The following is a 22,216-nucleotide window of genomic DNA, read 5'->3' on the forward strand; positions in this document are numbered from 1 at the left end:
ACTCGGGGGCTGGCCACGACTGCCCACTGACGAGTCGCGCCGATTACTCGGAGAGCAGTCGCTCGATATCGCCCAGACTGTCGAGGACGAAGTCCGGTTCGTACTCGCTTCTCGCGAGTGCTGCGTCGTCGGTGACGCCGGTTCGAACCACTGCGGTACTCATCCCTGCGTCGAGGCCAAACGCGATGTCCGTATCGAGTCGGTCGCCGACGACCAGCACGTCTTCGGGGGCGAGACCGAGTCGGTCGAGGACGAACCGTTGTGCGACCCGCGAGGGTTTCCCGAGAATCGCGTCTGGTTCGCGCTCGGCGACGCCTGCGACGGCTTTGATTATCGCCCCAGACCCGGGGATGTCACCTGCAGCGGTCGGGATGATGATGTCGGGGTCGGTTCCGTAGAACCTGGCACCGTCGCGGAGGGCGACGTAGGCGTCACGCAAGTCGTCGAAGTGGAACTCGCGGTCGATAGCGACGACGACGACGTCTGGGTCGTCGCTGGCGCCGACGAGTTCGAGCCCCGCGTCGCGGAGCTGGTCGTGTAAGCCAGACTCGCCGATACAGAAGGTGCGTGCGTTCGGATGGTTCTCGGTGAGGTACGCCGTGGTCGTCGTCCCCGAAGTGACGATTTCGTCGGCGTCCGCGTGGATGCCAGCGCGGCGAAGTCGCGCCTCGTATGCGGGCGGTGCTTTCGTCGGATTGTTGGAGACGAACAGACGGTCGAGTCCGGCGTCGGAAATGGCCGCGAGACCGTCGAGTGCACCCGGAATCGCTTCGTCGCCGCGAACGACTGTCCCATCGACGTCGAGGACGACACCTCGGTATTCCATCGACCGAAGTAGGGTCTCGTCGCTGTTGAACGTTCGCCCGGAGAACTATTATGTTCAATGATGACGTACCTCAAACTATGGGTGTCTCTTCGAAGCGGTTGGTCGGGTGGCTACGGGGTCCCGCGACTGGCAATAGCGCGATGGGGGTGTATGGGCTGGTGACGGCGATGGTCGCGCTCTTTTTGACGTACTCGATGGTCGCGACACTGTCGGTCGTCGTTCCGTTGCTGTCGACGACGACGATACTCTTTGCCGCCATCGTGGTGTGGCTCGTGACGTGGGCGATTCTCGACGTTCTCGCCAGTAAATTCGTCCGAAAACCACCGACGAGCGACGAGTCGTAGGGTCCTGACCGAGTCCCGGCCGGTTCGTCCCAGAACCAAAGAACGATATGCGCGAACCCCCACCACTCTACCGTGACGAATACGCAGCTGACGCTCGTCCAGATCGACAACTACGGGCCGTGGACGGTCACGCCGGACCCGCGACGTGAGATGGACCTCCAGACGCTCCAATCGCGGTTGTTCGCTGACTTGGCCCAGTTCGTCGGCTCTCGAGACGGGTATGTTTTCTTCACCCGCTTCGACAACATGGTCGCGGTCACTAACGGCCTCGACCGTGCAGACCACGAACTTCTGCAGGAATCTATCGGCAACCGATATCCCGTGACGCTCAGTCTCGGAATCGGCACCGACCGGAACCCTGCAGTCGCTCTCGAACGTGCCACCGACGGTGTCCAGCGTGCCGGAAGCGCACAGGACGGCGACCGTCGTGAAGTCCTCTCGGGAGACCCACTCGCCGAGGCGGACCGGACCCCTTCCGACGTCCAGATTGCGCACTTCGACGTGAACGACGCGACCGGCAAGTACACCGACCGACTCAACGAGTTCGACACGTTCATCCACATCGAGCAGGGCTACGCCTCGCTCATGCGGCACCTCCGTCAGGAACACGGTGCACTGTCGTTCTTCGTCGGCGGCGACAACATCATCGCCGTCACGCCGGACCTCTCTGCAGAACAGTACCGCGCGGCTATCGACCACGTCGAGGCCGAGGCAGATGTCGAACTCAAAGTCGGCGTCGGAACGGCGAGCAACGCCCACGAAGCGGGCTTCGCCGCCAAACACGCGCTCGAAGACTGCCGTCACCACGGGACGATAGTCGAGTTCGCAGACGCACCGGTCGAACCAGTCAACGACTGAGCGATGCTGGGGCAAGCGGTCTACTTCGTCGGTCCAGAACGCGTCGAAGTTCGCGACCACGACGTCCCAGACCCTAGCCCCAGCCAAGTCCGTGTCCGAACGCGAACCTCCGCGGTGAGCTCCGGAACCGAACGGCTCGTCTACCGCGGTGAAGCACCAACGGACCTCTCGGCCGACGAATCTATCGCCGCCCTCGACGGTGACTTGTCGTTCCCACTTCGCTACGGATACGCTGCCGTCGGGGAAGTCGAAGCCGTCGGCGACGACGTTAGTTCTCGATGGCTCGGCCGCCGCGTCTTCGCGTTCAACCCCCACGAGAGCCGATTTCTCGCCACACCCAGCGAACTTTACCCAATCCCTGACGACGTGAGCGACACCCGGGCCGCTCTGTTGCCGACGATGGAGACTGCCCTCAACTTCGTGATGGACGGCACCCCGCGCATCGGCGAACACGTCGTCGTGTTCGGGCAAGGTATCGTCGGCCTCGTGACGACTGCGCTACTCAGCCAGTTCCCGCTGGGGAGTCTCACTGTCGCCGATTGTGTCGCTGAACGACGCGAGCGCGCCCTCGACCTCGGTGCGACGGACGCAGTCCATCCAGAGGCTCTCGACCCTCCTGCCGACGGCGCAGACCTCACACTCGAACTCTCCGGAAACCCAGATGCCCTCGACGACGCCCTCGACGTGACACGATACGCTGGTCGCGTCCTCGTGGGTTCGTGGTACGGAACCAAACCGGTGACGCTGGACCTCGGGGGGAAGTTCCACCGGTCACGAATCAGCGTCGAGAGCAGTCAGGTGAGCACCATCGCCCCCGAACTCCGTGGCCGGTGGGACGCCGACCGGCGCTTCTCACTCGCGTGGGAGCATCTCAGCGACCTTCCGCTCGACTCGCTCGTGACACACCACGTCGCGGTCGAGAACGCACCTCGCGCGTATCGACTACTCGAAGACGACCCGAACGAAGCCGTCCAAATCCTCTTTACCTACACGGACGATTGACAGTTCATGTATCGCGTCTCAGTTCGTCGGGAACTCATCGCCCAGCACTACCTGACGGTCCCCAACCCGGGTCCGGAAGGAGAACTTCACTCACACGCGTTCACCGTCGAGGTCGAGCTCTCCGGCCCTGAACTCGACCAGTACGGCTACCTCGTCGATATCGACGACGTGAAAGCCGCACTCGACGCGACGCTCTCACGATACCGCGACGAGACGATGAACGAACTCGTCGAGTTCGCCGGACAGAACCCGAGCGTCGAACGCCTCGCCCGCCACGTGTGCGAACAGTTCGTCGAGGCCGCGACGCTCACGAAACCCGAACACGTCTCGGTCCGAATCTGGGAAGACGACATCGCGAGCGCCACCTACGAGACGTCGCTCTGACGTGCACGTTGGTCTCGTCGTCTACGGCGAACTCGATGGGCGCTCAGGTGGCTATCGGTACGACCTCGAACTCACTCGCGGCCTCCGTGCCGCCGGGGACGAGGTGACCGTCGTCTCACTCCCCGAGCGACCGTACCGAAAGCGACTTCGCGATAACGTCACGTCGGCCCGCCGACTCCGTGACCTCGACGTCGATGTCGTTCTCCAAGACGAACTGTGTCATCCATCCCTCGCAGCCGTGAATGCGCGCCTCGACGACGAGGTGCCGGTCGTCTCGGTCGTCCACCATCTCAACTCGGTGGAGAACCACCCACCGTGGAGACAGCATCTCCGCCAAACCATCGAGACTCGGTATCTGCGGTCTGTCGACGCGTTCGTGTTCAACAGTGAGACCACCCGAGCCTCTGTCGCGGCCGTCGCCGACGCCGACCCGCACGTCGTCGCCTACCCCGCTGGCAACCGGTTTTCGTCACACGGCGCACCGCTCGGCGACGACGAAATCCGGTCGCGCGCCGTCGAGGGACCGCTCCGGGTCGTCGCTGTCGGAAACCTCGAACCCAGAAAGAACATCGATGGGTTGCTTCGCGCACTTGCCCGACTCAGCGGCGAGTGGCGGCTGACCGTCGTCGGTGCACCCGTGGATACGGCGTACGAACAGTCGCTACACTCACTTGCCGACGAACTCGGTGTTTCCGACTGGGTAACGTTCACGGGGCGACTCTCCGACAGCGACCTCGCGACGATTCTTCGACAGTCGCACCTCTTCGCACTCCCGTCACACTACGAAGGGTTCGGAATCGCGGCCCTCGAAGCGATGGGGTTCGGTCTCCCGGCTCTCGTCTCGTCGGCTGGTGGTGCGAGCGAACTCGTCACCCATCGCGTCGATGGCTTCCTCGTCGACCCGGTCGATACGGCGTCGATTACCGATGCTGTCGCCCCGCTGTGCCGAAATCGCCGCCGACTCGTCACACACTCGCTGGCAGCGCGCGACCGATTCGTCGAACACGAGACGTGGGACGAGATGGCCCAGACGGTTCGGTCGTTTCTGACGACGGTCGTGGACCACGGTGGGTAATCTGTCCTCGTCTCTCACTCACCGTCAATTCGGACCCACTCTTGTAGCGTGAACTGTTCGTAGGGTGTCTCTGACTCCAGTCGCCACTCGTCGTCGTTCCACTCGGGATAGAACGAATCCCCTTCGTACGTTCCGGGGACCCGACTCAGAACCATCCGGTCGAGATGCGGTTGGAACAGGTCGTAGATTTTCCCGCCGCCGATGACGTAGACCGTCTCGGAATCCAGTGATTCTGCGATGTCGATGGCCTCTTCGACGTCTCTCGCGTGGTGTGCGGTGTCCACGTCGAACGCTTGTTGGCTTCGGCTCAACACGATTTGGGCGCTTCCGGGGAGGTCCGCGCGCATCGAGTCGAACGTCTTTCGGCCGAGAATAACCGGGTCGTTCGCGATTCGGCCGCGGTACTGCTTCTTGTCTTCGGGGATGCTGTGCCACGGAATTTCGCCGTCTTGCCCGATGACGTAGTTCTCGGAGAGTGCGGCAACAGAGACGAGTTCCATCATCGGACAGACGGGCCGTTCGACAATGATGGTTACGTCAGACGGCGGTGGCGACTACAGAATACGGGCCCTCCAGCCCTACGTCACTCCTCTATCGAGTGGGTTCGCACTCACTCGACGACGAGTGTCCCGTCCGAATCGACGACTACGGTGTACCCGGCGTATTCGAACCTCACGATGATGGGAGACTGGGCGTCCGTCGTCGCTGTCGCTAAGAGGGTGTCGAGGGCATCGGGGTTGATGACGTCGTATAGCCGTGGTTCGAGGTTGGTCGGGTCGACGCCCTCCCGCTCGGCAACTGCTCTGACAACGTCTGTGCAATCGACGCTTCGGTGGGGTGTGTCCAGTTGCTGGGAGTCTCTCATCACGAGAAGTTCACCACCAGCGGGGGTGAGCCTTGCTCTTACACATGTAACATGCCTTTTCAGGGGTCGACAAACACACAGGAGCCACAGGGCTCGATGAAGAGTACGTAGTTCACTCGCTGAACACGTCGAGCGCGTCGGCGGCAAGTGTGTCGAATGCCCGTCTCAGTCGCCCGCTGAGCGCTTGACGAGAGATTCGAAGCTCCTGTGCGAGTGTGTCCAGCGTGGTCCGCCGTGGGTCGTCGAAGTACCCTTCGACGTACGCGAGCTGCAACGCCTCGAATTGGGGACCAGTGAGATGCGTTCTGTCCTGCTCAGGGCGGTCTTCTGCGAGCCGTATGACGTTCATTCGGATGCCATCCGCTCGGAGCTCGTCGATGAACGCCGAGAGCGGAGCCTTGCTACTGCCCCGGAACTCGAAGCGCCACTCGTCTGCGGTCCCAATCCCCGACAGTAAGGCGAGATTCGAATCACCAATCGAGACGATGGTGTCCTGAAACGCTCGGTTCCAGACGACGCGATACAGCGTCCGTCCCTCTTCTTCGTTGAGCACGGTAATCTGTTCGACAGCGCGATGCTCACGCGTCGCTCGGGCGACTTCAGTGGGACTCGGACCCTGCACCCAGATGAACGGAACGACGGCGTTCGACGTCGGAACAACGCGGTCCAGTTCGACGCGAACGTCCGGGAACTCACTGAACGCTTGGCCAATCCGAAACCCGTTTGCTGCGACTGAAATCTCGGCGTAGACGACCATGCGGTACCCTTTGGGCCGAACGTGCTTTAGTCCGTGTGAATGAGTGACAGTGTTTCCGTATCGACGAGATTGTTTTCTCCCGTTCCTTCGAGACGAGGATTCAGAACGATGTCTCGCTGTGAGGTTCGGTTGCCCATCAGCGATATTACTGATAATTGATAATAATGAAGAGTATATTCGAGATTATTCGTGCTGAGGTAGCTGTATTTCCTCCGAAGATTCGCCAGAACCAGCATATGGCGACTACTATGGCCGAACATATTGGAGAATATGATATTCAACAATCATGATTGATATCAGATAAGTATAATAATATTGCAAACCAACAGTATATACCTTCCATAAGGCAGGAGGGGGAGGAATATGGAACCAATATCTGACACGGTTCGGCTAACGAGGAGGACAGTACTCCGAAGTGCAGCGACAGGGACGTTGCTCACTGCTGTCGGGGTCGGCACTGCGGGAACTGCAGCAGCAAACGGAGGAACGACAGTCGACCTCATCGCAGACAACGGCGATGGGAGCGGGCCAGTAGTCGGCTCTGTGTCGATTTCGGACGACGGCATGGACCTCTCTATCACCATCGAGACGGACGGCTACTGGTGTCTCACAGAGACCCACGTGCACGTGGCCGATTCGGTCGGTGACGTCCCGGCCGCTGGCAACGGAAATCCGATTCCCGGTCGATTCGACTACTCTGGGTCACACGACTGTGTGACGTCGGTACCGTATACGATTCCGATACCGTCGCCGAACGACGGCACACTCGTCGTCGCAGTGCACACTGTCGTAGAGACGTTCGGCACACTCGACTACTTCGCGCAGTTGCTCCCGTCGACCGCGAGTGTTCGCGTTGCGTTCCCCGGCGGTGACAGTTACTTCAACCTCACTGTCAGCAATGCAGGAAGTCTCGACGGAACGTACGACAGTTTCTGCATCGACACTGACCGGACGATATCGCCGGGGGCGACGTATACCGCAGACGTATACTCGAGTTACGAGTCGCTTCCGTCGGGAATCGTCGAGTTCCCGGAGAACCTCGACCTGGTCAACTACATCATCAACCAGAGTTGGCCGGGGAAGACATCACCAGGGGGCTACGGGACGTACACCTACGGTGACGTCCAGCGAGCCATCTGGACGCTCATCGAAGACGAACTCAGCGCGTCTGGACTTGGCTCGTGGAGTCAGGACCGCGTCAACGAGATTCTTGCGGACGCACAGGCGAACGGCGAAGGGTTCGTTCCCGGCTGTGGCGACTACGTCGCAGTGATATTCGTCCCCGGAAATAGCCAGTATATCATCGGACAGGTCGTCCTCGGGTCGTACCCCGTCCCGTGCGAGTTCCGTGAAGAGACCGCCTGGGGAGACGGTCCGGACTTCGCCGGTAGAAACTGGGCGACGTACATCGAGTACACACTGTCTGGAACGAACGGATAGTCTCTCGGCGACGACTTCGTTCGACACCACGAATACGTACTCGACATTTTTCACCCGACTTCGAACTCAGCACCAGTTGGTTACGCAGTCACACAATTCGAACCACATTCCTGGGGAGGGCGATGGATTTCGCTATTCGTTCAACAGGCCACGGAGTGCCATCGCAACTTCCTGGAAATCGCGGAGTGTGAGTCCGTCTGTCGTCAAGAACACGCCCTCGGTCGGGGTGGTAACCCGCACGAGAAATCCGTTGTCGAAGACGCGAATGGTAAACCGGTAGTTCCCGAGTTCGGACCCGGAGTACGCCGTGTGCGCGTGGAACCCCCACGACTCGTAATCGACGAACCCAGCGAGGTCTGCATCCGATTCGAGGTCAGACCGGAGATATATCTGCTCGTATCTGTCTTTCGTGAAGTACGTAATCGACCGAAGTTGGTCTCCGATGGTCGTTCGGCACGCAGAGATCAGCTCCGACTCTCGGGCGTCGTCGATGATATCGTCCTCTTTAGGTCGCATCTGTCATCACCACAGCGTAGATACGCCTCAAACTGTGCTATCGACTGCTGTATTTCTCAACGTATGGGAACGACTACCGCACGGCGAGTGTATCGGTGACGCCGACTGGGGGGACGACGACGCTCGGGGATGGGTGAGTTGGACGAGGTCTCTGAACGAAGGGAGATATTGTCAGCTAGCCACCAATTTGATTAGCGCACAGAGTGAGTCTCTTCCAACGGAGTGGTTTCAGACGATGGCGCAGCCATTCGAAGTCATCAGTGTTCTCGTGGCACTGGAGTTCGTGGCCATGGCCGCGATTGTGCTTCTTCTGGGCCCGCTCGAAGCGGTGGTTTCGGTCGTGCCGCTGATGGTTGTGTTGTTGATTGCGTTAGTGGTGTATTGGCGGTGATTCCGTGTCGTTCTCGCCGTCTCTTTGTTGAATAGATTACAGTGGGGCCGGAGGGATTTGAACCCCCGATCGACTGATATCTCCGGTGGGCACCTCGGAACTCCAGAGGGTCGTCAACACGACCGATGATCAGTCGGCCGCTCAGTATATCAGCTGGAGTGTCGTCCCGGGCGCCAAGCCTCTGGAGTCAGTCGCCATGCCGGGCTTGGCCACAGCCCCGTTCCGTTCTGTCTGCACTCTCTCGTATGGCGATTTTTCTTAAAGGGGTTTCGATTCTACTCGTCGCGGTCGTCGTCCGCCCAGTCGCACTCTTGGCACTTGTAGGCGACGACGAACTCGGTCACACTCGGCATGTAGCCGACCTGAATCACGTTTTCTCCGCACTCCGGACAGTCGAAGTCGGCGTCTTCGATGGCTTCGGCTTCCAGCGGGCGTTCACCCTCGACGAGTTCGGCGAGTGTCTCGGGGGTCACCATCCGACCTTGTACGACGCGGTTGCTCATACTCCGACGAATTCTCCCGAGTAACGTAAGCCCTCCGTCACCGACAGACCGAACCAGTCGTCAGATTACGGCGTCGCAACCGTCACCGTCCGCGTCCGCGGGCCGTCACACTCGACGAGGAGGACCGACTGCCACGTGCCGAGGTCCAACTCGCCGCCGACGACCGGAATCGACACGCCGTTTCCGACGAGGAGGGCACGAAGATGTGAATCCGCGTTGCCGTCCAGTTCGTCGTGTCGCCATCCCTCGTCGGGGACGCTCGCGGCGAGCATGGACTCGATATCCTCCAATAGCCGTGACTCGGCTTCGTTGACACAGACGCCGGTCGTCGTATGTCGCGAGAAGACGGTACAGACGCCGTCGTAATCGTCGGGAAGGGCGTCAGAAACGTGGTTCGTCACGTCGAGCGTCTGGAGACGCCGTTCGGTCCGGATATCGAAGGTTCGTCGCATACGACGATGTTCGTCGACAGGAGAGAAAAATCGGCCGACGCTCAGAGCCACGGCGCGCGCGAGCCTTCCTCACCGGGGTAGCCGTATCCCGGTTCGGAGGCGTCGTCTGCGTCTTGGGACGACTCGTCGAAGACGTCGTCCCCGTCGTCGGCGTCTGCCGCGATGGATTCTTCGTCGACGGCGTCAGCAGCGCCGATGTCGTCGCCGCCGTCTGCGACTGCTCCAGTTCCCATCGCACTGTCGGGTTCGGGGCCGTCGGTGACCGTCAGGTCGTCGAAGTCGGAGGCGTCTTCGCTCGCCCCAGCAGGGTCGAAGGCGAACAGCGCCGTGACACCCAGCACGCCGAGGGCGACCGGAGCCTTCGTCGGCATCAGGCCGAGGACGTCCAGCGCCAGCATCCCGAGAGCGACCGAACTCCCGAAGCGGAACAGGTCGATGTCGACCGACCCGCGCAGGCGGGGTGCGAGCAGGGCGACCGACCCGGCGAACGCGACGCCGGTTCCAGCGGCCGCGGCGGCACTGATGAGGCGAATCGGGTCGGGGCTGACGATGAGTTCGAAGCCCGAGGGGTTGAAGCTCGCCACGAGGCCGAGACCGATGATGACGCTCGGCGACGGGAGATACTCACCGACCTTCGAGGATGCCGTCTTCGCGGCGATTGCCAGGATGACGAGGCCAGCGAAGCGGTGGAACACCTCGAAGTTGAGCAGCGTCTCGATGGTCTCGGCGACGGCCGCCTCTGCGACTGCCACCGGGATGAGGAGCGCGCCGAGCAGGAGAATCGACGTGAGCTGCTCGCGGCGCGTGCCGTCCATCTCCGCGAGGATGACCGCGACGGTCGCGGAACCACCGAAGATGAGCAGGCCCGTCTGGAGGATGCCCGTAATGGATGGGTCGCCTGCCGCCGTGGTCAACGCACCCGCGATGATGAGCGCGGGGAAGATGCCGTCGACGAGGGGCAGACCCATGACCGTCGCGAGCAGGCGCGTGGCACCACCGACCTGCTGCTCGAGACGAAGCGCGACTGGATGGCGTGAAACACTCATTCGATGTTACTGGCCTTCACCATGGCCTAAGCGGCGATATGGACGCAATTCGGACAAGGGAGTACGAAGGGAGTGTACCGAGTGTCCTTTTCGTCCAATATTGAACTCCCGTTTAAATGTCGTCCACATCTGTGTAAAGAGAATGCCGGAGTCGGAGGTCAGTTGACCGGCAATACGCGATGCGGCGGGACACGTGGAGTCCATACAGCATAAATTTAGGACAGGAGTATTAAACGTTGTGTGGGATACGACCGCATGGGACACGAACATCTCTGGCCTTGTTATAAAAAGGAGCTACAAATCGTAGGATAATGGAGGCCTATTTCTACGAAACCGAGATACACGAACGTGAATATGGTGATTATTCACGAGGGTCCCGATATTCGATACTCCGTCACAAATTCACGTGACCAGAGTCGAGATACTCGCGGACAGATATCCACTACTGTGCATACATCGTCGGAGGCGTTTGCCACACATCGACACGCCCGTGCTATCTCGCAACCCTTTTGTCGTCGCCGAAACCACGCTTGATATGGCGAACGACGTTCCTGACCGAGAACCCTTCTCTGAGAAGCTTCGGGTACCCGAATCCCTGACGTTCGACGACGTACTGCTCCGACCGATGGAGAGCCGTGTCGAACCTGACGATGCAAACGTCTCGACGCGTGTTTCGAAGAACGTCGAACTCAACATTCCGATTCTCTCTGCGGCGATGGACACTGTCACCGAGAGCGGGATGGCTATCGGGATGGCCCGTGAGGGTGGCCTCGGCGTCCTCCACCGGAACATGGACGCTGAACAGATGGTCCACGAGATCGAACGCGTCAAGCGCGCCGACGAACTCGTCATCCGGCGTGAAGACGTGGTCACGGCCAACCCCGAACAGACCATCCGCGACGTCGACGAGATGATGGAACGCGCCGGTGTCTCTGGTGCCCCCGTCGTCGACGACGACGACATCGTCCTCGGCATCATCTCCGGCACCGACATCCGCCCGTACCTCGAAGTCGGCGAATCCGACGAGGTCAGCGAAGCGATGACGGACGAGGTCATCACGGCGACGCGCGACGTGACCGCCCGTGAAGCCCTCGAACTGATGTACGACCACAAGATCGAGCGCGTCCCAATCGTCGACGAAGACAGCCACCTCGTTGGCCTCGTCACGATGCAGGGAATCCTCCAGCGCCGCGAACACGAGAACGCCGCCCGCGACGCAGACGGCCGTCTCGTCTGTGGTGTCGCTGTCGGTCCGTTCGACCGCGAACGCGCCCAGAAGGCCGACGAAGCAGGTGCCGACGTCATCTTCATCGACTGCGCCCACGCGCATAACCTCAACGTCATCGACACCGCCCGAGAAATCAAAGAGACCGTCGAAGCCGACGTCGTCGTCGGGAACGTCGGAACGCGTGAGGCCGCCGAAGAACTCGTCGACTTCGCCGATGGTATCAAAGTCGGTATCGGCCCCGGTTCTATCTGTACGACTCGCGTCGTCTCCGGGTCTGGTATGCCGCAGATTACCGCCGTCGCAGAGGTCGCAGACGTCGCTGCCGACTACGACATCCCCGTCATCGCCGACGGTGGCATCCGCTACTCCGGCGACGCAATCAAGGCAATCGCCGCCGGCGCCGACGCCGTCATGCTCGGTTCCTACTTCGCTGGCACCGACGAAGCACCCGGCCGCGTCATCACGATGAACGGCAAGAAGTACAAGCAGTACCGCGGAATGGGCTCTGTCGGTGCGATGCGCTCCGGCGGTGCCGACCGCTACCTCAAGGACGACGACGAAGACGAAGAGTACGTCCCCGAGGGTGTCGAAGCCGCGACGCCGTACAAGGGTTCGCTCGCGTCTGAACTCCACCAACTCGTCGGTGGAATGCAGTCCGGGATGGGCTACGTCGGCGCCAAGACGATTCCGGAAGTCAAAGAACGCGCCAAGTTCGTTCGCGTCTCTGCGGCGGGCCAGACCGAAGGGCACCCCCACGACGTGATGATCACCGACGAAGCACCGAACTACAGCCCGAACGAGTAATCTCGCAGAACTCGCGTTCGCTTTTCGACCAGACGCACGCTGCTTCTCTCCCGACTGACGAGACAACGCATCCACGACGTATCACCGCCAGGTGTAATTTGTCTGTCTCGATGTCCCTCTAACGCGACGAGAATATGGGGATTATTAATAGGGATGTATGATGTGCACTTACAAGCGATGGATACTGCGGAGCTGCGCACTGCCCTTCGGAACGCTGGGTTATCTCAATATCAGGCGGAAGCCTACGTGGCCCTCCTCCAGTTAGGTGCAGCGAGTGCAACTGAATTGGCCGATGCATGTGCTGTCCCCACAGCACGGATTTACGACGTACTTCGAGACCTCGAATCGAAGGGGTACATCGAGACGTACGAACAGGATAGTCTCCACGCCCGTGCGTGTGACCCAAAATCAGTGATGGAAGACCTCCAGAAACGGTCGGTCCAACTCGACGAGGCGGCCTCAGAAATCGAAGCTCGGTGGCAACAACCAGCAGTCGACCGCCACATGCTGAGCATCGTAAAGCGGTTCGATACCGTGTTCAACCGGGCTGAAGAACTGATTCGAGGCGCGACGAGTGAGGTCCAACTCTCCGTGACTCCCGAGCAGTTCGAGGTACTGCGTCCCGCGCTGTCAGAGGCGTACGAGAACGGAGCACTCGTGAAGATTTCGCTCCACCCAGAGCAAGGAGAGGAGGTAGACGATGTCAAGAACACATCGTACCACGGCCTCGCCTCTGAAGTTCGCTATCGGACGCTTCCGACACCGTTCGTCGCAATCGTCGACCGGACTGGAGCATGCTTCGCGCCCCACGTCGATTCGATGAACCAGTACGGCGTGCTCGTCGACGACTACACCCTCACGTACGTCTTCTACTGGTACTTCCAGACTGCACTGTGGGAGGTGTGGGACGTCGTCTACACCGCACAGACGCCCGACCCACCCATCGTCTACTCAGACATTCGGCACTTCGTTCAGGACGCCGAACCACTCTTCCAAGATGGGAAGCAGATACTCACTCACATCAACGGCTACGACACCACAACCCGCGAGCCAGTCGATATCGTGGGGAATCTGTCAGACATCTACTACACTGCAGTGTCCGAACCAAAAGACACGTTGTCGTTCTCAGAACTCGCAGGGCAGGTCTGTCTGACTATCGAGACGGACGACGAAACGTACACCGTCGGCGGGTGGGGTGCGGTGTTAGAAGAAGTCGAGGCGAACCGCATCACCGTCGAGTCCATCTCCTGAACCTCTCTACAAAGTGAGCATTCCCCCTTGCCGGAATGTATAACAACTTCCCGTTCTCATACTTGGTACAAGACGCGTTTCGGGCACGCACTCGACAAGGGGTATTTTGATATACCACCGTGCGACATTCTGTCTCGTGAGTGTTCCCGGAACACCACTACACTACCAATGAGTGCAGAACAGCCCTTGGTGCTCATCGTCGAAGATGAGCCTGACCTCGCCGATCTGTACGCAACCTGGCTTAGGGACGACTATCGCGTTCGTGTCGCATACGGCGGCCGAGAGGCACTCGACGAGCTCGACGACGAGGTCGACGTTGTTCTCCTCGACCGTCGGATGCCCGACCTCTCGGGCGACGAAGCGCTCACGGAGATTCGTGACCGCGGCTTCGACTGCCGCGTCGCGATGGTGACTGCTGTCGAACCGGACTTCGACATCATCGCTATGGGCTTCGACGATTATCTCGTCAAGCCTGTCTCTCGGGAAGCGCTGACCGAAACTGTCTCTAATCTCATCTTGCGAAACGCCTACGACGTCGGGATTCAAGACTTGTTCTCGCTCGCCTCGAAGAAGGCCCTTCTCGAGTCAGAGAAGGACGAGGCGACGCTCGGGGACAACGAAGAGTATCAGACCCTCACGAAGGAGCTCGACGAACTCAGAAGCGAGCTCGACGAGACACTCGGTCAACTCGACGACACCAAGGGGCTCTCTGCGGTCTACCGCGACATCGGCGACTCGGCTCAGTCCGACGACTCCTGACGACGCACGTCCGGTCCGGGAACCATCTTTTCTATCCTCAGTGGCCGAATTCGTAGCGTAGGGGCCCGTCTGGCGCCCTCTTTCGGATTTCTTACAATAGGCGACATATTAATTGATTTAATTTTATATCAGAATTACACGAAAATTTATATTTTGCAGTCGCTCCTCGGACTACTTGCACATGTCCGAAGAATCCAGCACGATGGTTTCGTACCTCCGCCAGAACCCCCGTATGATGGGCGTCCTGTTCACGCTCATCCTCCTGCTCACGCAGGCGGGAAGCGCAGCAGCAGGAAACGCAGGGTACATCTACGGTCCGTAATCACGAGAGAAATTCGTAGTTCCAGTAGACTGCATCTTCGAAGACAACCGGTACTTGTTCTAACAAGAGGAAATCCCTGAGTTCCTCCTCAGACAGTCCTGTCTCTGTGATTCGTTGAGAGCCGAGGTGGTACTTTTGTTGGCCGGGGAATGCAGGAATGACTAACGAGCCAGGGCCACAGCGAGACGTCGGGTACGTCTTGTACGTCAGGTCGTACGTATCCGTGTCGACCCGTTCTACTTCGCAGAGTACTGCAAATCCACTTTCGGCTTGCACGACCGAGAGGCTCCCGTCCCCGACGACAGCGTATTGGTGGGCAACGCTGCCGTACTTGCGGACGAGTTGGAGCGACGCCTGCAGTGGGAATCCGCGATTGAGGTAGCGCGCAATCGTTCTCCCAGCGGTAACTGCCTTACTGTTGATGACTTCACTGAGTGTGACGATGCCACCGATTGCACCTGCTTCGACGAGCGCGAGCCCTTGGTCGTAGGACTGACACGCGTTGAGGAAGAACGCCCCAGTCCCAACGTGGTCGAGCGTCTCCGCGTCGACTTTTCCATCACGGCATTGGAAGCCGTCGTCGTCGATGTGACCGATGTAGTGGAGGAAGTCCGTCGGTTCAGCGAGTATCTGGCGGAGTTCTGCCCGGCTGAGGTTGTAGTGCGCATCGACGTCGAACGAGAGTCCGTTCCGTGACCCGTACACGTCGTCGACGATGTCAGTCTCGGCGAGCATCTCCTGGTCGTTACAGATGACGGTGATACCGATGTCGCCAGTTGTGGGCTCTCGCTGGAGACGGTTTTGATACGCTGTCGGTGTCGTTTTGGTCGCACCGACAGGTGTCCCGTCGCTGACCCACGCCTGCTCGACGGAGTTGTCCGAACTCGGGCGGACGTACGTCTCGCTCGCCGTTGTCGTTCCGGCGCTTCGGACGATGTCGTCTCGGAGGAAGTCGGTGACGGCGGTCGCTTGCACCTCCGAGTGTGGGACGCTCGTCCCGTCAGGTGTCCTCACCACCGCGAGGTCGTTGGTGACGAACGGAAGTAACTCGACGTTGGCTGCGTCTGGTGCGACGTGCGTCGTCAACTTCCACTCGGGGACGAGGTCTGCGATGTGTTCGTACGGAACCTCGAAGTACGACTCCAACTGCTCGCTGAGTGGTTTATCGTACAGGGTCTCGACGTCGAGGTCCGTCCGAGATTCGACCGTCTGTCGTTCGTGGAGTTCGACGTCGTAGATTCCCTCGGTTCGGACCACACAGTCGAGGAAGAACGTTCGCTTGAGCGCCCGGGCGACGCCTTCTTCGAATCCGTGTGGGCCGTCGAACTCGTGTACGAACCCGGTGTCGGTGACGAGTCTGGGCGACTCACCGGGGACGAGCGTCGCGCCGAGGTAGTACGCGAGCGGCGTCGCGACGAAGATATGACTCAGCGTCGGTGGGAGCTCGATACGAACGCCCGTCTCCGGGGCCTGTAGCCCCTCGGGAATGTGGAGTTCGTCACCACGTTCGAGGAGCGGTGGGTGTCCCCGAAGCGTCGGATACGACCGTTCGACACTCGTCGTCTTGAGTGCCGAACTGAGCACCGAGATGGCACGCATCACGTCGAGAGGGTCGTCGGTCGTCGTGACCGTCGTCGCAGGACTCTCGTGAGACGACCGCCCACCGACGAGAACAGTCTGACTCTCCTCGAAGGAGAGCACCGTTTCGAGTGGTTTCGCGTCGATGGTGAACGGGCCGTCGACTTCGAGGTACGTCTTGACTGCGCCGAAGAGTTCGATGCTGTACGTCCCTGCGCCGAACTGCTCAGCTCCCTGTTGGTCGATTTGTGCGAGCATCGAACCGGAGCTGTCGCGGACGCACACGACCGTGTTCGCGGCGAGTCCAATAGCCGTCGTTTCGATGCGAACTGCAGCGTCTGTTGGGAGGGAGAATCGAGATTCGTCTGCCGGTTCAGGGGAGACCGACGAGGGAGTCCGTAACAGGAACTGGTGCCGTTCGACGTTGTCACGAACGACCAACCCAGTGCCATCTGAAGGGAGCGAAAATCCAACCTCTAACGTAGAGGACTCAGTGGACTGTTCGCTCTGCCCGGACTCGTCCATTGTGTGTACGTGACACAATTCGAGGTAAAAAACGTATTGGTCAACTGAAAGTCAGCCGTTCAGGGGGAACCAGCCCGACGAGACGTCGATATCGAGGAGGTGCCAGCGCTGTTTCGCTTCGGTCCCGTCGACGTCTAACTCGACGACAGCGTCGAACAACGGCGCGAGCATTCGGTTGATTTCGTCGTCCCGTTCTCCGGGTGACCAGACGTGAAGCATTCCCTTCCGTGAGCGAACGTGTGCCGTCATCACGTGGAGGAAGCGGAACACGTGCTCGCGGTCGTACTTCGAGAGGAGGGCAGGCAGACAGTCGAACGCGACCCGAAGTTCGGCGGGTGAGAGTACGTTCCCGAAACTGTCGAACTCGTGGATGTCTTCGGCAATCTCTGCACCGAGTCGGCCGATTCCGCCGTTCACACGGCGTTCGTAGCCGGGGCGCATCGGACTCGACGCCGCAGTCGCCACGCTTCGTTCGAGCGTCGTGTACCGAATCGCGCGCGTCCACTCCGTCGAGCGGCGAATCGCGGGGTCGAGGCGTGTGTCGAGAGAGGCGGACTCGTTCAGGACGACGAGGCGACGGCGTTGCTCGGTCGGGGCACCGAGCATCTGCTTCGACGCCTCCGAGTAGAGTTCCGTGGGCACGGACCCGACGACGAGAAGCGCGCTTCCGCGTCGCTTGAGGTCGTCCAGTCCACGGTGGAATGTGGACGTCTCCTCTGCGGCGGGCGCGTCCATGTCACCTCTCGACACCATTCGTCTGTGACGACGAAACCATATTTAATAATACTTTGCGTGTTGCCGCGCCGATATGTGTGTAGTGGTAACACGCCCAGACTGGGTGTGAGGCCACCGCTCTTCGTGTTCGTCTGTACCACGTCCCGCCGAAGGAATCACTCCGTAGCGTGAACCGTCAACACGGGGACGGACGACGTTCGGACGACACGTTCTGTGACGCTCCCGAGGAGGATGCGTTCGATACCCCGACGTCCGTGTGTCGCCATCACGATGACGTCGATTCCGTGGTCGTTTGCGTAGTCGATAATCGCCTCGTATGGCGTTCCTTGTACGATGTCTCCCGTTGCGGGGATTCCTCGCGCTTCGGCGCGTGCGACGATTTCGTCGACGAAGCGGTGTCCCTCCTGTTCGAGGGTGTCGAGTATCGACCCACCCATGACGCTCACACTGTCGCGGGTATCGTCTACGACGAACAAGACGTGGACCGTCGAGCCATACCGTTCGGCGAGGCCGAAGACGTGGGGAATCGCCTGTTCACCGGCGGCGCTCCCGTCGATTGGAAGCAAAATCTCCTCGTACATTCCTTACTATTCGCGCCCAGAACGTGTGAACCCTTCGCACAGCAGAACACGGAGAACTCTCCGTGGTGTGTGAGCGACTAGTCGCTCACGTACGCTTCGATTCGGTCCATCGCTTCGCGGAGTTCTCGCATACTCGTCGCGTACGAGACGCGGAGATGGCCTTCGCCGCCCGACCCGAACACGCTTCCGGGCACGAGTGCGACGTTCTGTTCTTCGAGCAGTCCTTCGGCGAACGCTTCGTCGTCGCCATCCGGTGCTTCGGGGAAGACGTAGAACGCACCCTTGGCCTCGAAGCAGTCGATTCCCATCTCGTCGAAGCGTGCGAGGACGAACCGTCGTCGACGGTCGTACTCACGCCGCATCTCTTCGACGGCGTCGTCACACGACCGCAACGCTTCGAGCGCCGCGTACTGCGCCGTCGTCGGTGCCGACAGCATCGCGTACTGGTGGACCTTGTTCATCGCGTCGATGGCTTCTGGCGGTCCCATCGCGTAGCCGAGGCGAAGGCCAGTCATCGCGTACGCCTTCGAGAAGCCGTTGAAGACGATAGTCCGTTCGCGCATCCCCGGATGGGTCGCGATAGAGGCGTGTTCGTCTTCGTATCGAAGGTCCGCGTATATCTCGTCAGAGAGGACGAGGAGGTCGTGTTCCTCGACGAACGCGGCCACTTCGGCGAGTTCGTCGTCGGTCATCACCGCACCGGTAGGGTTGTTCGGATAACAGAGGACGAGGACGTCCGCTTCGTCGGCACCCGCCGCGTCGAGGGCGTCGCGCGTCAGTTTGAACTCGTCTTCTGCGTGCGTCGGCACCGGAAGGGGGTCGCCGCCGGCGAAGACTGCTCCCGGCGTGTACGAGATGTACGACGGTTGCGGGATGGCGACGACGTCGCCGTCGTCGACGAACGCTCTGAACGCGAGGTCGACTGCTTCGCTGGCCCCCGTGGTGACGATAATCTCGTCGTCGGGGTCGTACTCCTGTCCGTAGCGAGTCACGCGCTCGGAGATGGCTTCCCGAAGTTCGCGCATCCCACGGTTCGACGTGTACGACGTCTTCCCGCGTTCGAGCGAGTCGATAGCCGCAGTTCGGGCGGCCCACGGCGCGGAGAAGTCTGGTTCACCCACACCGAGAGAGATGACGTCGTCTACCTCCTCGGCGAGTTCGAAGAATCGCCGGATACCCGAGGGCGGAACCTGTTCGACGCGGCTGGAGATGTGGTCACCAATCGTCATGGCGACACAGAGAGCCGGTCGTCGTCGTCGCCGTCGCCGAGTTCGATGCCCTCCTCTTTGTAGGAGTCCATCACGAAGTGCGTCACCGTCTTGGTGACCTCGGGAATGGGCGCGATGCGCTCGGAGACGAAGTTCGAGACGTCGTGCATCGAGTCGCCTTCGACTTCGATGAAGAAGTCGTAGTCACCCGAGACGAGTCGAAGCGTCGCGACTTCGGGGAACCGCGCGATACGACGGGCAATCTGTTCGTACCCCGTCTCGCGGTCGAGTTCGACGTCGACTTCGACTTGCGCGCGCACCCGCTCTTCGTCCACGCGGTCCCAGTCGACGACCGCCTGATAGCCTCGGATGACTCCGTCGTCTTCGAGTTCTTCGAGCGCTGCTGCCACTGCATCGGCGTCTGCGCCCAGTTGTCGGGCAATGTCGTCTACACTCTCTCGAGCGTCGTGACGCAGCAGGTCGAGCAGTGACTGCTTGTCCATGGACAGTCCGTTGCAGTCATCAGTAAAATGGTTTGCCCAATCGCGATGATTTGTCGTGATATTTTGTGACGGTCTCTCAGTATCGACGCCACCGGAGTCACGCCGCGACACAAACTATTCTAGTCGGGACTGAGAGGTGCGTGCTATGGAGACAGAATTCGATTGGCTCACCCTCGATACCGACGAGGAGGTTCTCTGGGCGGACACCCCGCACCCGTACAGCCTCGTCTCGGTACTCATCATCGGCATCCCGCTCTCGTTTTTCCTCATCGGGATTCCCATCCTCGTCGGTGGGTATCTCTCGTTCAAGAACACGAACTACGTCGTCACCTCCGATGCGCTCTACAGGAAGACGGGCGTCCTCTCGCGGAACGTCCAGCGTATCGAGTTCGACAAGGTCCAAGACACCTCGTACAGCCAGACGTTCTTCGGCGCGCAGTTCGGCTACGGGTCGGTGAACATCAGCACTGCAGGAGGAAGCGGTATCGAGATGAGTTTCCAGAACGTCGCGGAACCCCAGTCGCTCCAGACGCTCGTCAACGAGCGAATCAAACGACGCGGCGGCCGTGACGCCGATGCAGACGGCAAAGCTGCCGTCCTCGACGACATCCTCACCGAACTCCGTGCGATTCGGGCGGCAGTCGAGGACGACGGCGAGACGCACACGGAGTCCGCGACGGCATCGACAGACGACACGTCCGAGTCGGTCGAACCGAACGACTTCGACTTCGATTCGTCGGTGACGGACGAGCGATGAGCGTCGACGACTGGATGGCCCGGGGAGCGGACGAAACGGTCGTCTGGGAGGGGCGACCACGCATTCAGACGATTCTTCCGTCTATCGGCGTCGGCGTCGTCGTGGCCGGCGGTGCGCTCGCCGCAGCGACAACCATCGACGAACCACTCGTCGGACTGCTCGCGCTCTTCGGACTCCTCTTTCCTGTCTGGTCGTACCTCCGCGTCACCAACACACGATTCGTCGTCACGAACCGCGCACTGTACCGGAAGACTGGCGTCTTCTCGCGGACCGTCCAGCGCGTCTCTCTCGACCGGGTGCAGAACAGCACCTTCTCGCAGGGTATCACCGGGTCGCTGTTCGACTACGGCACAGTGTCTGTCGAAGCCGCAGGTGGCGGAGAGATACAGTTCGAGGACGTGGACGACCCACGAGAAGTTCGCACCGTGATAGACGGGCGCCTCGGCCGCGACGAACTGCCGGGGACCGTCGAACAGTGGACTGCCGTCCTCGACGAGGTTCGCGCGCTCCGAACTGCGCTGGAATAGCGACTCCAGAACGGTCGTCGTCGGTCACTCTCCCTTTGGATTCGGCAGCCCGTGAGCGCTCTCGATGAGTTCTCCGAGCCGTTGGACGAAGCGAGCGGCAGGCGCGCCGTCGACGACATCGTGGTCGAACGTCACCGTGAGGTCGAGGAACTCTCGCGTGCTGAGTTCTCCGTCGACGAGTCTCGGTTTTCTGCTGATGCCACCAACGGTCAGTTGGACTGTGTAGTTCGTCGGCGTGACTGCCCACCCACCCCCGTTCCCAAACATTCCAACGGAAGTCACGCTGACAGTCCCCGCCATCGACTTCCACCGCCGGGGGAACAACTGTGGCAGACGCCACACGTGTCGCCGGATAACCCCTGGCAGTCGGAGTGCCAGCGTACTCCACCGTGAGAGTTCTGTCGGGTCTGGTGACTCCTGTGCAGTTCGTATCTCGTCGTGGATAGAGTGGATCGACCGCCGATTGGCCGCTCTGATGACGTGCGGGACGCCGATTCGACTCCCCTGAATCGTCGTCTCGACGAGGACGTTCACGTCCACGTCGGCGAAGACGTGAACCCGACCACGCCAATCGCGATACGCGTTGATGTGTGGGTGGTCGTCGATGGCCTGTGCGAGACAGAACACAATGAAACCGGTGAACGAAATCTGTTCCCCCGTCTCCTCCTCGTTGGTCTCGATGCGGTCTCTCGCCTCGGTCACGTCGAGTTCGACGAGGCCGTGAACGGTGCTTCTCCGGCCCGCCATTCGCATGTAATCGACCGTCCCACGTCGACGGAGAGGGAGTGGTTCGAGACGGTCTCCTCGCGTTCCCATGCAGTTCATACGACGGCGAACTGCATACCTCTTGACACCAGCAGGTGTCGAAGCTATCGCGAGACGCGGTCACGTACGGGAAAAGAAGCGAGTCGTGACGGGGTCCAGTTGCTCGTTCTCGTCGATTCAGGCAGCAGAAGATAACAGGTGGGTCGCCTGTCGC

General features: G+C 60.5%; 27 protein-coding genes and 1 tRNA gene. 13 read left to right on the forward strand and 15 right to left on the reverse strand.

Annotated features, from left to right (window positions below; genetic code table 11):
* Positions 1-43 precede the first annotated feature (43 nt).
* Positions 44-826 (reverse strand): HAD-IIA family hydrolase, encoded by a 783-nt coding sequence (locus GJR98_RS11605; protein WP_151138625.1) that lies wholly within the window; start codon positions 824-826, stop codon positions 44-46.
* Between the two features lie 77 nt (positions 827-903).
* Between GJR98_RS11605 and GJR98_RS11610 the strand changes: the two genes are divergently transcribed.
* The 5 genes from GJR98_RS11610 (at position 904) to GJR98_RS11630 (ending at position 4,489) form a co-directional block, all read left to right on the forward strand.
* Positions 904-1,170, forward strand: coding sequence for a hypothetical protein (locus GJR98_RS11610; RefSeq protein ID WP_151138627.1), 267 nt, complete (start codon positions 904-906; stop codon positions 1,168-1,170).
* Positions 1,171-1,242: 72 nt separating this feature from the next.
* Positions 1,243-2,028, forward strand: coding sequence for a GTP cyclohydrolase III (locus GJR98_RS11615; protein ID WP_151138629.1), 786 nt, complete (start codon positions 1,243-1,245; stop codon positions 2,026-2,028).
* 3 nt (positions 2,029-2,031) lie between these two features.
* Positions 2,032-3,030 (forward strand): zinc-binding dehydrogenase, encoded by a 999-nt coding sequence (locus tag GJR98_RS11620; protein WP_151138631.1) that lies wholly within the window; start codon positions 2,032-2,034, stop codon positions 3,028-3,030.
* A 6-nt stretch (positions 3,031-3,036) separates the two neighbouring features.
* Positions 3,037-3,414, forward strand: coding sequence for a 6-pyruvoyl trahydropterin synthase family protein (locus tag GJR98_RS11625; RefSeq protein ID WP_151138633.1), 378 nt, complete (start codon positions 3,037-3,039; stop codon positions 3,412-3,414).
* 1 nt (position 3,415) lies between these two features.
* On the forward strand, positions 3,416-4,489 hold the full coding sequence (locus tag GJR98_RS11630; RefSeq protein WP_151138635.1) for a glycosyltransferase family 4 protein: 1,074 nt from the start codon (positions 3,416-3,418) through the stop codon (positions 4,487-4,489).
* A gap of 14 nt (positions 4,490-4,503) precedes the next feature.
* Here GJR98_RS11630 and GJR98_RS11635 read toward each other — a convergent pair whose 3' ends face one another.
* The 3 genes from GJR98_RS11635 to GJR98_RS11645 form a co-directional block, all read right to left on the reverse strand.
* Complete coding sequence (locus GJR98_RS11635) at positions 4,504-4,989, reverse strand: dihydrofolate reductase (protein ID WP_151138637.1); 486 nt, start codon at positions 4,987-4,989, stop codon at positions 4,504-4,506.
* 110 nt (positions 4,990-5,099) lie between these two features.
* The gene (locus tag GJR98_RS11640; RefSeq protein WP_151138644.1) at positions 5,100-5,354 is read right to left on the reverse strand and encodes a HalOD1 output domain-containing protein; all 255 of its coding nucleotides are present in this window, start codon (positions 5,352-5,354) and stop codon (positions 5,100-5,102) included.
* Between the two features lie 112 nt (positions 5,355-5,466).
* Entirely contained in the window at positions 5,467-6,111 is a 645-nt protein-coding gene (locus tag GJR98_RS11645) for a helix-turn-helix domain-containing protein (RefSeq protein ID WP_151138646.1), read from the reverse strand.
* 363 nt (positions 6,112-6,474) lie between these two features.
* Between GJR98_RS11645 and GJR98_RS11650 the strand changes: the two genes are divergently transcribed.
* A complete protein-coding gene (locus GJR98_RS11650) occupies positions 6,475-7,551 on the forward strand; it encodes a hypothetical protein (RefSeq protein WP_151138648.1) in 1,077 nt (358 codons plus the stop codon).
* A gap of 132 nt (positions 7,552-7,683) precedes the next feature.
* Here GJR98_RS11650 and GJR98_RS11655 read toward each other — a convergent pair whose 3' ends face one another.
* Positions 7,684-8,067, reverse strand: a complete 384-nt coding sequence (locus GJR98_RS11655; RefSeq protein WP_151138650.1) for a DUF7522 family protein — start codon at positions 8,065-8,067, stop codon at positions 7,684-7,686.
* 235 nt (positions 8,068-8,302) lie between these two features.
* Here GJR98_RS11655 and GJR98_RS17515 point away from each other — a divergent pair, with 235 nt between their 5' ends.
* Positions 8,303-8,458 carry a hypothetical protein gene (locus GJR98_RS17515; protein WP_191965455.1) on the forward strand — a complete coding sequence of 52 codons (156 nt, stop codon included), beginning with the start codon at positions 8,303-8,305 and terminating at the stop codon, positions 8,456-8,458.
* 42 nt (positions 8,459-8,500) lie between these two features.
* Here GJR98_RS17515 and GJR98_RS11660 read toward each other — a convergent pair.
* From GJR98_RS11660 to GJR98_RS11675, 4 genes are all read right to left on the reverse strand, one after another.
* Positions 8,501-8,677, reverse strand: a tRNA-Trp gene (locus GJR98_RS11660).
* Between the two features lie 56 nt (positions 8,678-8,733).
* Positions 8,734-8,961, reverse strand: coding sequence for a DUF5795 family protein (locus GJR98_RS11665; protein WP_191965456.1), 228 nt, complete (start codon positions 8,959-8,961; stop codon positions 8,734-8,736).
* A gap of 65 nt (positions 8,962-9,026) precedes the next feature.
* A complete protein-coding gene (locus GJR98_RS11670; RefSeq protein WP_151138652.1) occupies positions 9,027-9,413 on the reverse strand; it encodes a secondary thiamine-phosphate synthase enzyme YjbQ in 387 nt (128 codons plus the stop codon).
* A gap of 41 nt (positions 9,414-9,454) precedes the next feature.
* Positions 9,455-10,381, reverse strand: coding sequence for a DUF5794 domain-containing protein (locus tag GJR98_RS11675; RefSeq protein WP_151139438.1), 927 nt, complete (start codon positions 10,379-10,381; stop codon positions 9,455-9,457).
* Positions 10,382-10,994: 613 nt separating this feature from the next.
* Here GJR98_RS11675 and guaB point away from each other — a divergent pair.
* The 4 genes from guaB to GJR98_RS17520 all read left to right on the forward strand — a co-directional run bounded on the left by guaB (position 10,995) and on the right by GJR98_RS17520 (position 14,823).
* On the forward strand, positions 10,995-12,491 hold the full coding sequence (gene guaB, locus GJR98_RS11680) for an IMP dehydrogenase (protein WP_151138656.1): 1,497 nt from the start codon (positions 10,995-10,997) through the stop codon (positions 12,489-12,491).
* Positions 12,492-12,668: 177 nt separating this feature from the next.
* A complete protein-coding gene (locus GJR98_RS11685) occupies positions 12,669-13,742 on the forward strand; it encodes a TrmB family transcriptional regulator (protein ID WP_151138658.1) in 1,074 nt (357 codons plus the stop codon).
* 168 nt (positions 13,743-13,910) lie between these two features.
* Entirely contained in the window at positions 13,911-14,501 is a 591-nt protein-coding gene (locus tag GJR98_RS11690; RefSeq protein WP_151138660.1) for a HalX domain-containing protein, read from the forward strand.
* A gap of 181 nt (positions 14,502-14,682) precedes the next feature.
* Entirely contained in the window at positions 14,683-14,823 is a 141-nt protein-coding gene (locus GJR98_RS17520) for a DUF7503 family protein (RefSeq protein ID WP_191965457.1), read from the forward strand.
* Here GJR98_RS17520 and GJR98_RS11695 read toward each other — a convergent pair whose 3' ends face one another.
* The 5 genes from GJR98_RS11695 to GJR98_RS11715 all read right to left on the reverse strand — a co-directional run bounded on the left by GJR98_RS11695 (position 14,824) and on the right by GJR98_RS11715 (position 19,953).
* The gene (locus tag GJR98_RS11695; protein WP_151139439.1) at positions 14,824-16,842 is read right to left on the reverse strand and encodes a hypothetical protein; all 2,019 of its coding nucleotides are present in this window, start codon (positions 16,840-16,842) and stop codon (positions 14,824-14,826) included.
* 135 nt (positions 16,843-16,977) lie between these two features.
* Complete coding sequence (locus GJR98_RS11700; RefSeq protein ID WP_151138662.1) at positions 16,978-17,679, reverse strand: DUF7504 family protein; 702 nt, start codon at positions 17,677-17,679, stop codon at positions 16,978-16,980.
* A 137-nt stretch (positions 17,680-17,816) separates the two neighbouring features.
* The gene (locus GJR98_RS11705; RefSeq protein WP_151138664.1) at positions 17,817-18,242 is read right to left on the reverse strand and encodes a universal stress protein; all 426 of its coding nucleotides are present in this window, start codon (positions 18,240-18,242) and stop codon (positions 17,817-17,819) included.
* A gap of 77 nt (positions 18,243-18,319) precedes the next feature.
* Positions 18,320-19,471 (reverse strand): pyridoxal phosphate-dependent aminotransferase, encoded by a 1,152-nt coding sequence (locus GJR98_RS11710; RefSeq protein WP_151138666.1) that lies wholly within the window; start codon positions 19,469-19,471, stop codon positions 18,320-18,322.
* The gene (locus GJR98_RS11715; RefSeq protein WP_151138668.1) at positions 19,468-19,953 is read right to left on the reverse strand and encodes an Lrp/AsnC family transcriptional regulator; all 486 of its coding nucleotides are present in this window, start codon (positions 19,951-19,953) and stop codon (positions 19,468-19,470) included. Before GJR98_RS11715 ends, GJR98_RS11710 begins: the two co-directional genes overlap by 4 nt.
* A gap of 145 nt (positions 19,954-20,098) precedes the next feature.
* Here GJR98_RS11715 and GJR98_RS11720 point away from each other — a divergent pair, with 145 nt between their 5' ends.
* Positions 20,099-20,710 (forward strand): PH domain-containing protein, encoded by a 612-nt coding sequence (locus GJR98_RS11720; RefSeq protein WP_151138670.1) that lies wholly within the window; start codon positions 20,099-20,101, stop codon positions 20,708-20,710.
* Positions 20,707-21,237, forward strand: a complete 531-nt coding sequence (locus GJR98_RS11725) for a PH domain-containing protein (protein WP_151138672.1) — start codon at positions 20,707-20,709, stop codon at positions 21,235-21,237. The genes GJR98_RS11720 and GJR98_RS11725 overlap by 4 nt, the downstream gene beginning before the upstream one ends.
* 24 nt (positions 21,238-21,261) lie before the next feature.
* Here GJR98_RS11725 and GJR98_RS11730 read toward each other — a convergent pair whose 3' ends face one another.
* Positions 21,262-22,053 carry a 2-oxo acid dehydrogenase subunit E2 gene (locus tag GJR98_RS11730; protein ID WP_151138674.1) on the reverse strand — a complete coding sequence of 264 codons (792 nt, stop codon included), beginning with the start codon at positions 22,051-22,053 and terminating at the stop codon, positions 21,262-21,264.
* Between the last annotated feature and the right edge of the window lie 163 nt (positions 22,054-22,216).

It is taken from the genome of Haloferax marinisediminis, assembly GCF_009674585.1.
Taxonomy (GTDB): Archaea; Halobacteriota; Halobacteria; order Halobacteriales; family Haloferacaceae; genus Haloferax; species Haloferax marinisediminis.

Bases quoted from the DNA above. Each gene is read 5' to 3' on its own strand.
- GJR98_RS11690 (WP_151138660.1), top strand. From the start codon at position 13,911: ATGAGTGCAGAACAGCCCTTGGTGCTCATCGTCGAAGATGAGCCTGAC.
- GJR98_RS11670 (WP_151138652.1), bottom strand. From the start codon at position 9,413: ATGCGACGAACCTTCGATATCCGGACCGAACGGCGTCTCCAGACGCTC.
- GJR98_RS11625 (WP_151138633.1), top strand. From the start codon at position 3,037: ATGTATCGCGTCTCAGTTCGTCGGGAACTCATCGCCCAGCACTACCTG.
- GJR98_RS11730 (WP_151138674.1), bottom strand. From the start codon at position 22,053: ATGGGAACGCGAGGAGACCGTCTCGAACCACTCCCTCTCCGTCGACGT.
- GJR98_RS11610 (WP_151138627.1), top strand. From the start codon at position 904: ATGGGTGTCTCTTCGAAGCGGTTGGTCGGGTGGCTACGGGGTCCCGCG.
- GJR98_RS11655 (WP_151138650.1), bottom strand. From the start codon at position 8,067: ATGCGACCTAAAGAGGACGATATCATCGACGACGCCCGAGAGTCGGAG.
- GJR98_RS11685 (WP_151138658.1), top strand. From the start codon at position 12,669: ATGGATACTGCGGAGCTGCGCACTGCCCTTCGGAACGCTGGGTTATCT.
- GJR98_RS11700 (WP_151138662.1), bottom strand. From the start codon at position 17,679: ATGGTGTCGAGAGGTGACATGGACGCGCCCGCCGCAGAGGAGACGTCC.
- GJR98_RS11620 (WP_151138631.1), top strand. From the start codon at position 2,032: ATGCTGGGGCAAGCGGTCTACTTCGTCGGTCCAGAACGCGTCGAAGTT.
- GJR98_RS11650 (WP_151138648.1), top strand. From the start codon at position 6,475: ATGGAACCAATATCTGACACGGTTCGGCTAACGAGGAGGACAGTACTC.
- GJR98_RS17520 (WP_191965457.1), top strand. From the start codon at position 14,683: ATGTCCGAAGAATCCAGCACGATGGTTTCGTACCTCCGCCAGAACCCC.
- GJR98_RS11645 (WP_151138646.1), bottom strand. From the start codon at position 6,111: ATGGTCGTCTACGCCGAGATTTCAGTCGCAGCAAACGGGTTTCGGATT.
- GJR98_RS11710 (WP_151138666.1), bottom strand. From the start codon at position 19,471: ATGACGATTGGTGACCACATCTCCAGCCGCGTCGAACAGGTTCCGCCC.
- GJR98_RS11720 (WP_151138670.1), top strand. From the start codon at position 20,099: ATGGAGACAGAATTCGATTGGCTCACCCTCGATACCGACGAGGAGGTT.
- guaB (WP_151138656.1), top strand. From the start codon at position 10,995: ATGGCGAACGACGTTCCTGACCGAGAACCCTTCTCTGAGAAGCTTCGG.
- GJR98_RS11725 (WP_151138672.1), top strand. From the start codon at position 20,707: ATGAGCGTCGACGACTGGATGGCCCGGGGAGCGGACGAAACGGTCGTC.
- GJR98_RS17515 (WP_191965455.1), top strand. From the start codon at position 8,303: ATGGCGCAGCCATTCGAAGTCATCAGTGTTCTCGTGGCACTGGAGTTC.
- GJR98_RS11635 (WP_151138637.1), bottom strand. From the start codon at position 4,989: ATGGAACTCGTCTCTGTTGCCGCACTCTCCGAGAACTACGTCATCGGG.
- GJR98_RS11640 (WP_151138644.1), bottom strand. From the start codon at position 5,354: ATGAGAGACTCCCAGCAACTGGACACACCCCACCGAAGCGTCGATTGC.
- GJR98_RS11715 (WP_151138668.1), bottom strand. From the start codon at position 19,953: ATGGACAAGCAGTCACTGCTCGACCTGCTGCGTCACGACGCTCGAGAG.
- GJR98_RS11675 (WP_151139438.1), bottom strand. From the start codon at position 10,381: ATGGGTCTGCCCCTCGTCGACGGCATCTTCCCCGCGCTCATCATCGCG.
- GJR98_RS11705 (WP_151138664.1), bottom strand. From the start codon at position 18,242: ATGTACGAGGAGATTTTGCTTCCAATCGACGGGAGCGCCGCCGGTGAA.
- GJR98_RS11605 (WP_151138625.1), bottom strand. From the start codon at position 826: ATGGAATACCGAGGTGTCGTCCTCGACGTCGATGGGACAGTCGTTCGC.
- GJR98_RS11665 (WP_191965456.1), bottom strand. From the start codon at position 8,961: ATGAGCAACCGCGTCGTACAAGGTCGGATGGTGACCCCCGAGACACTC.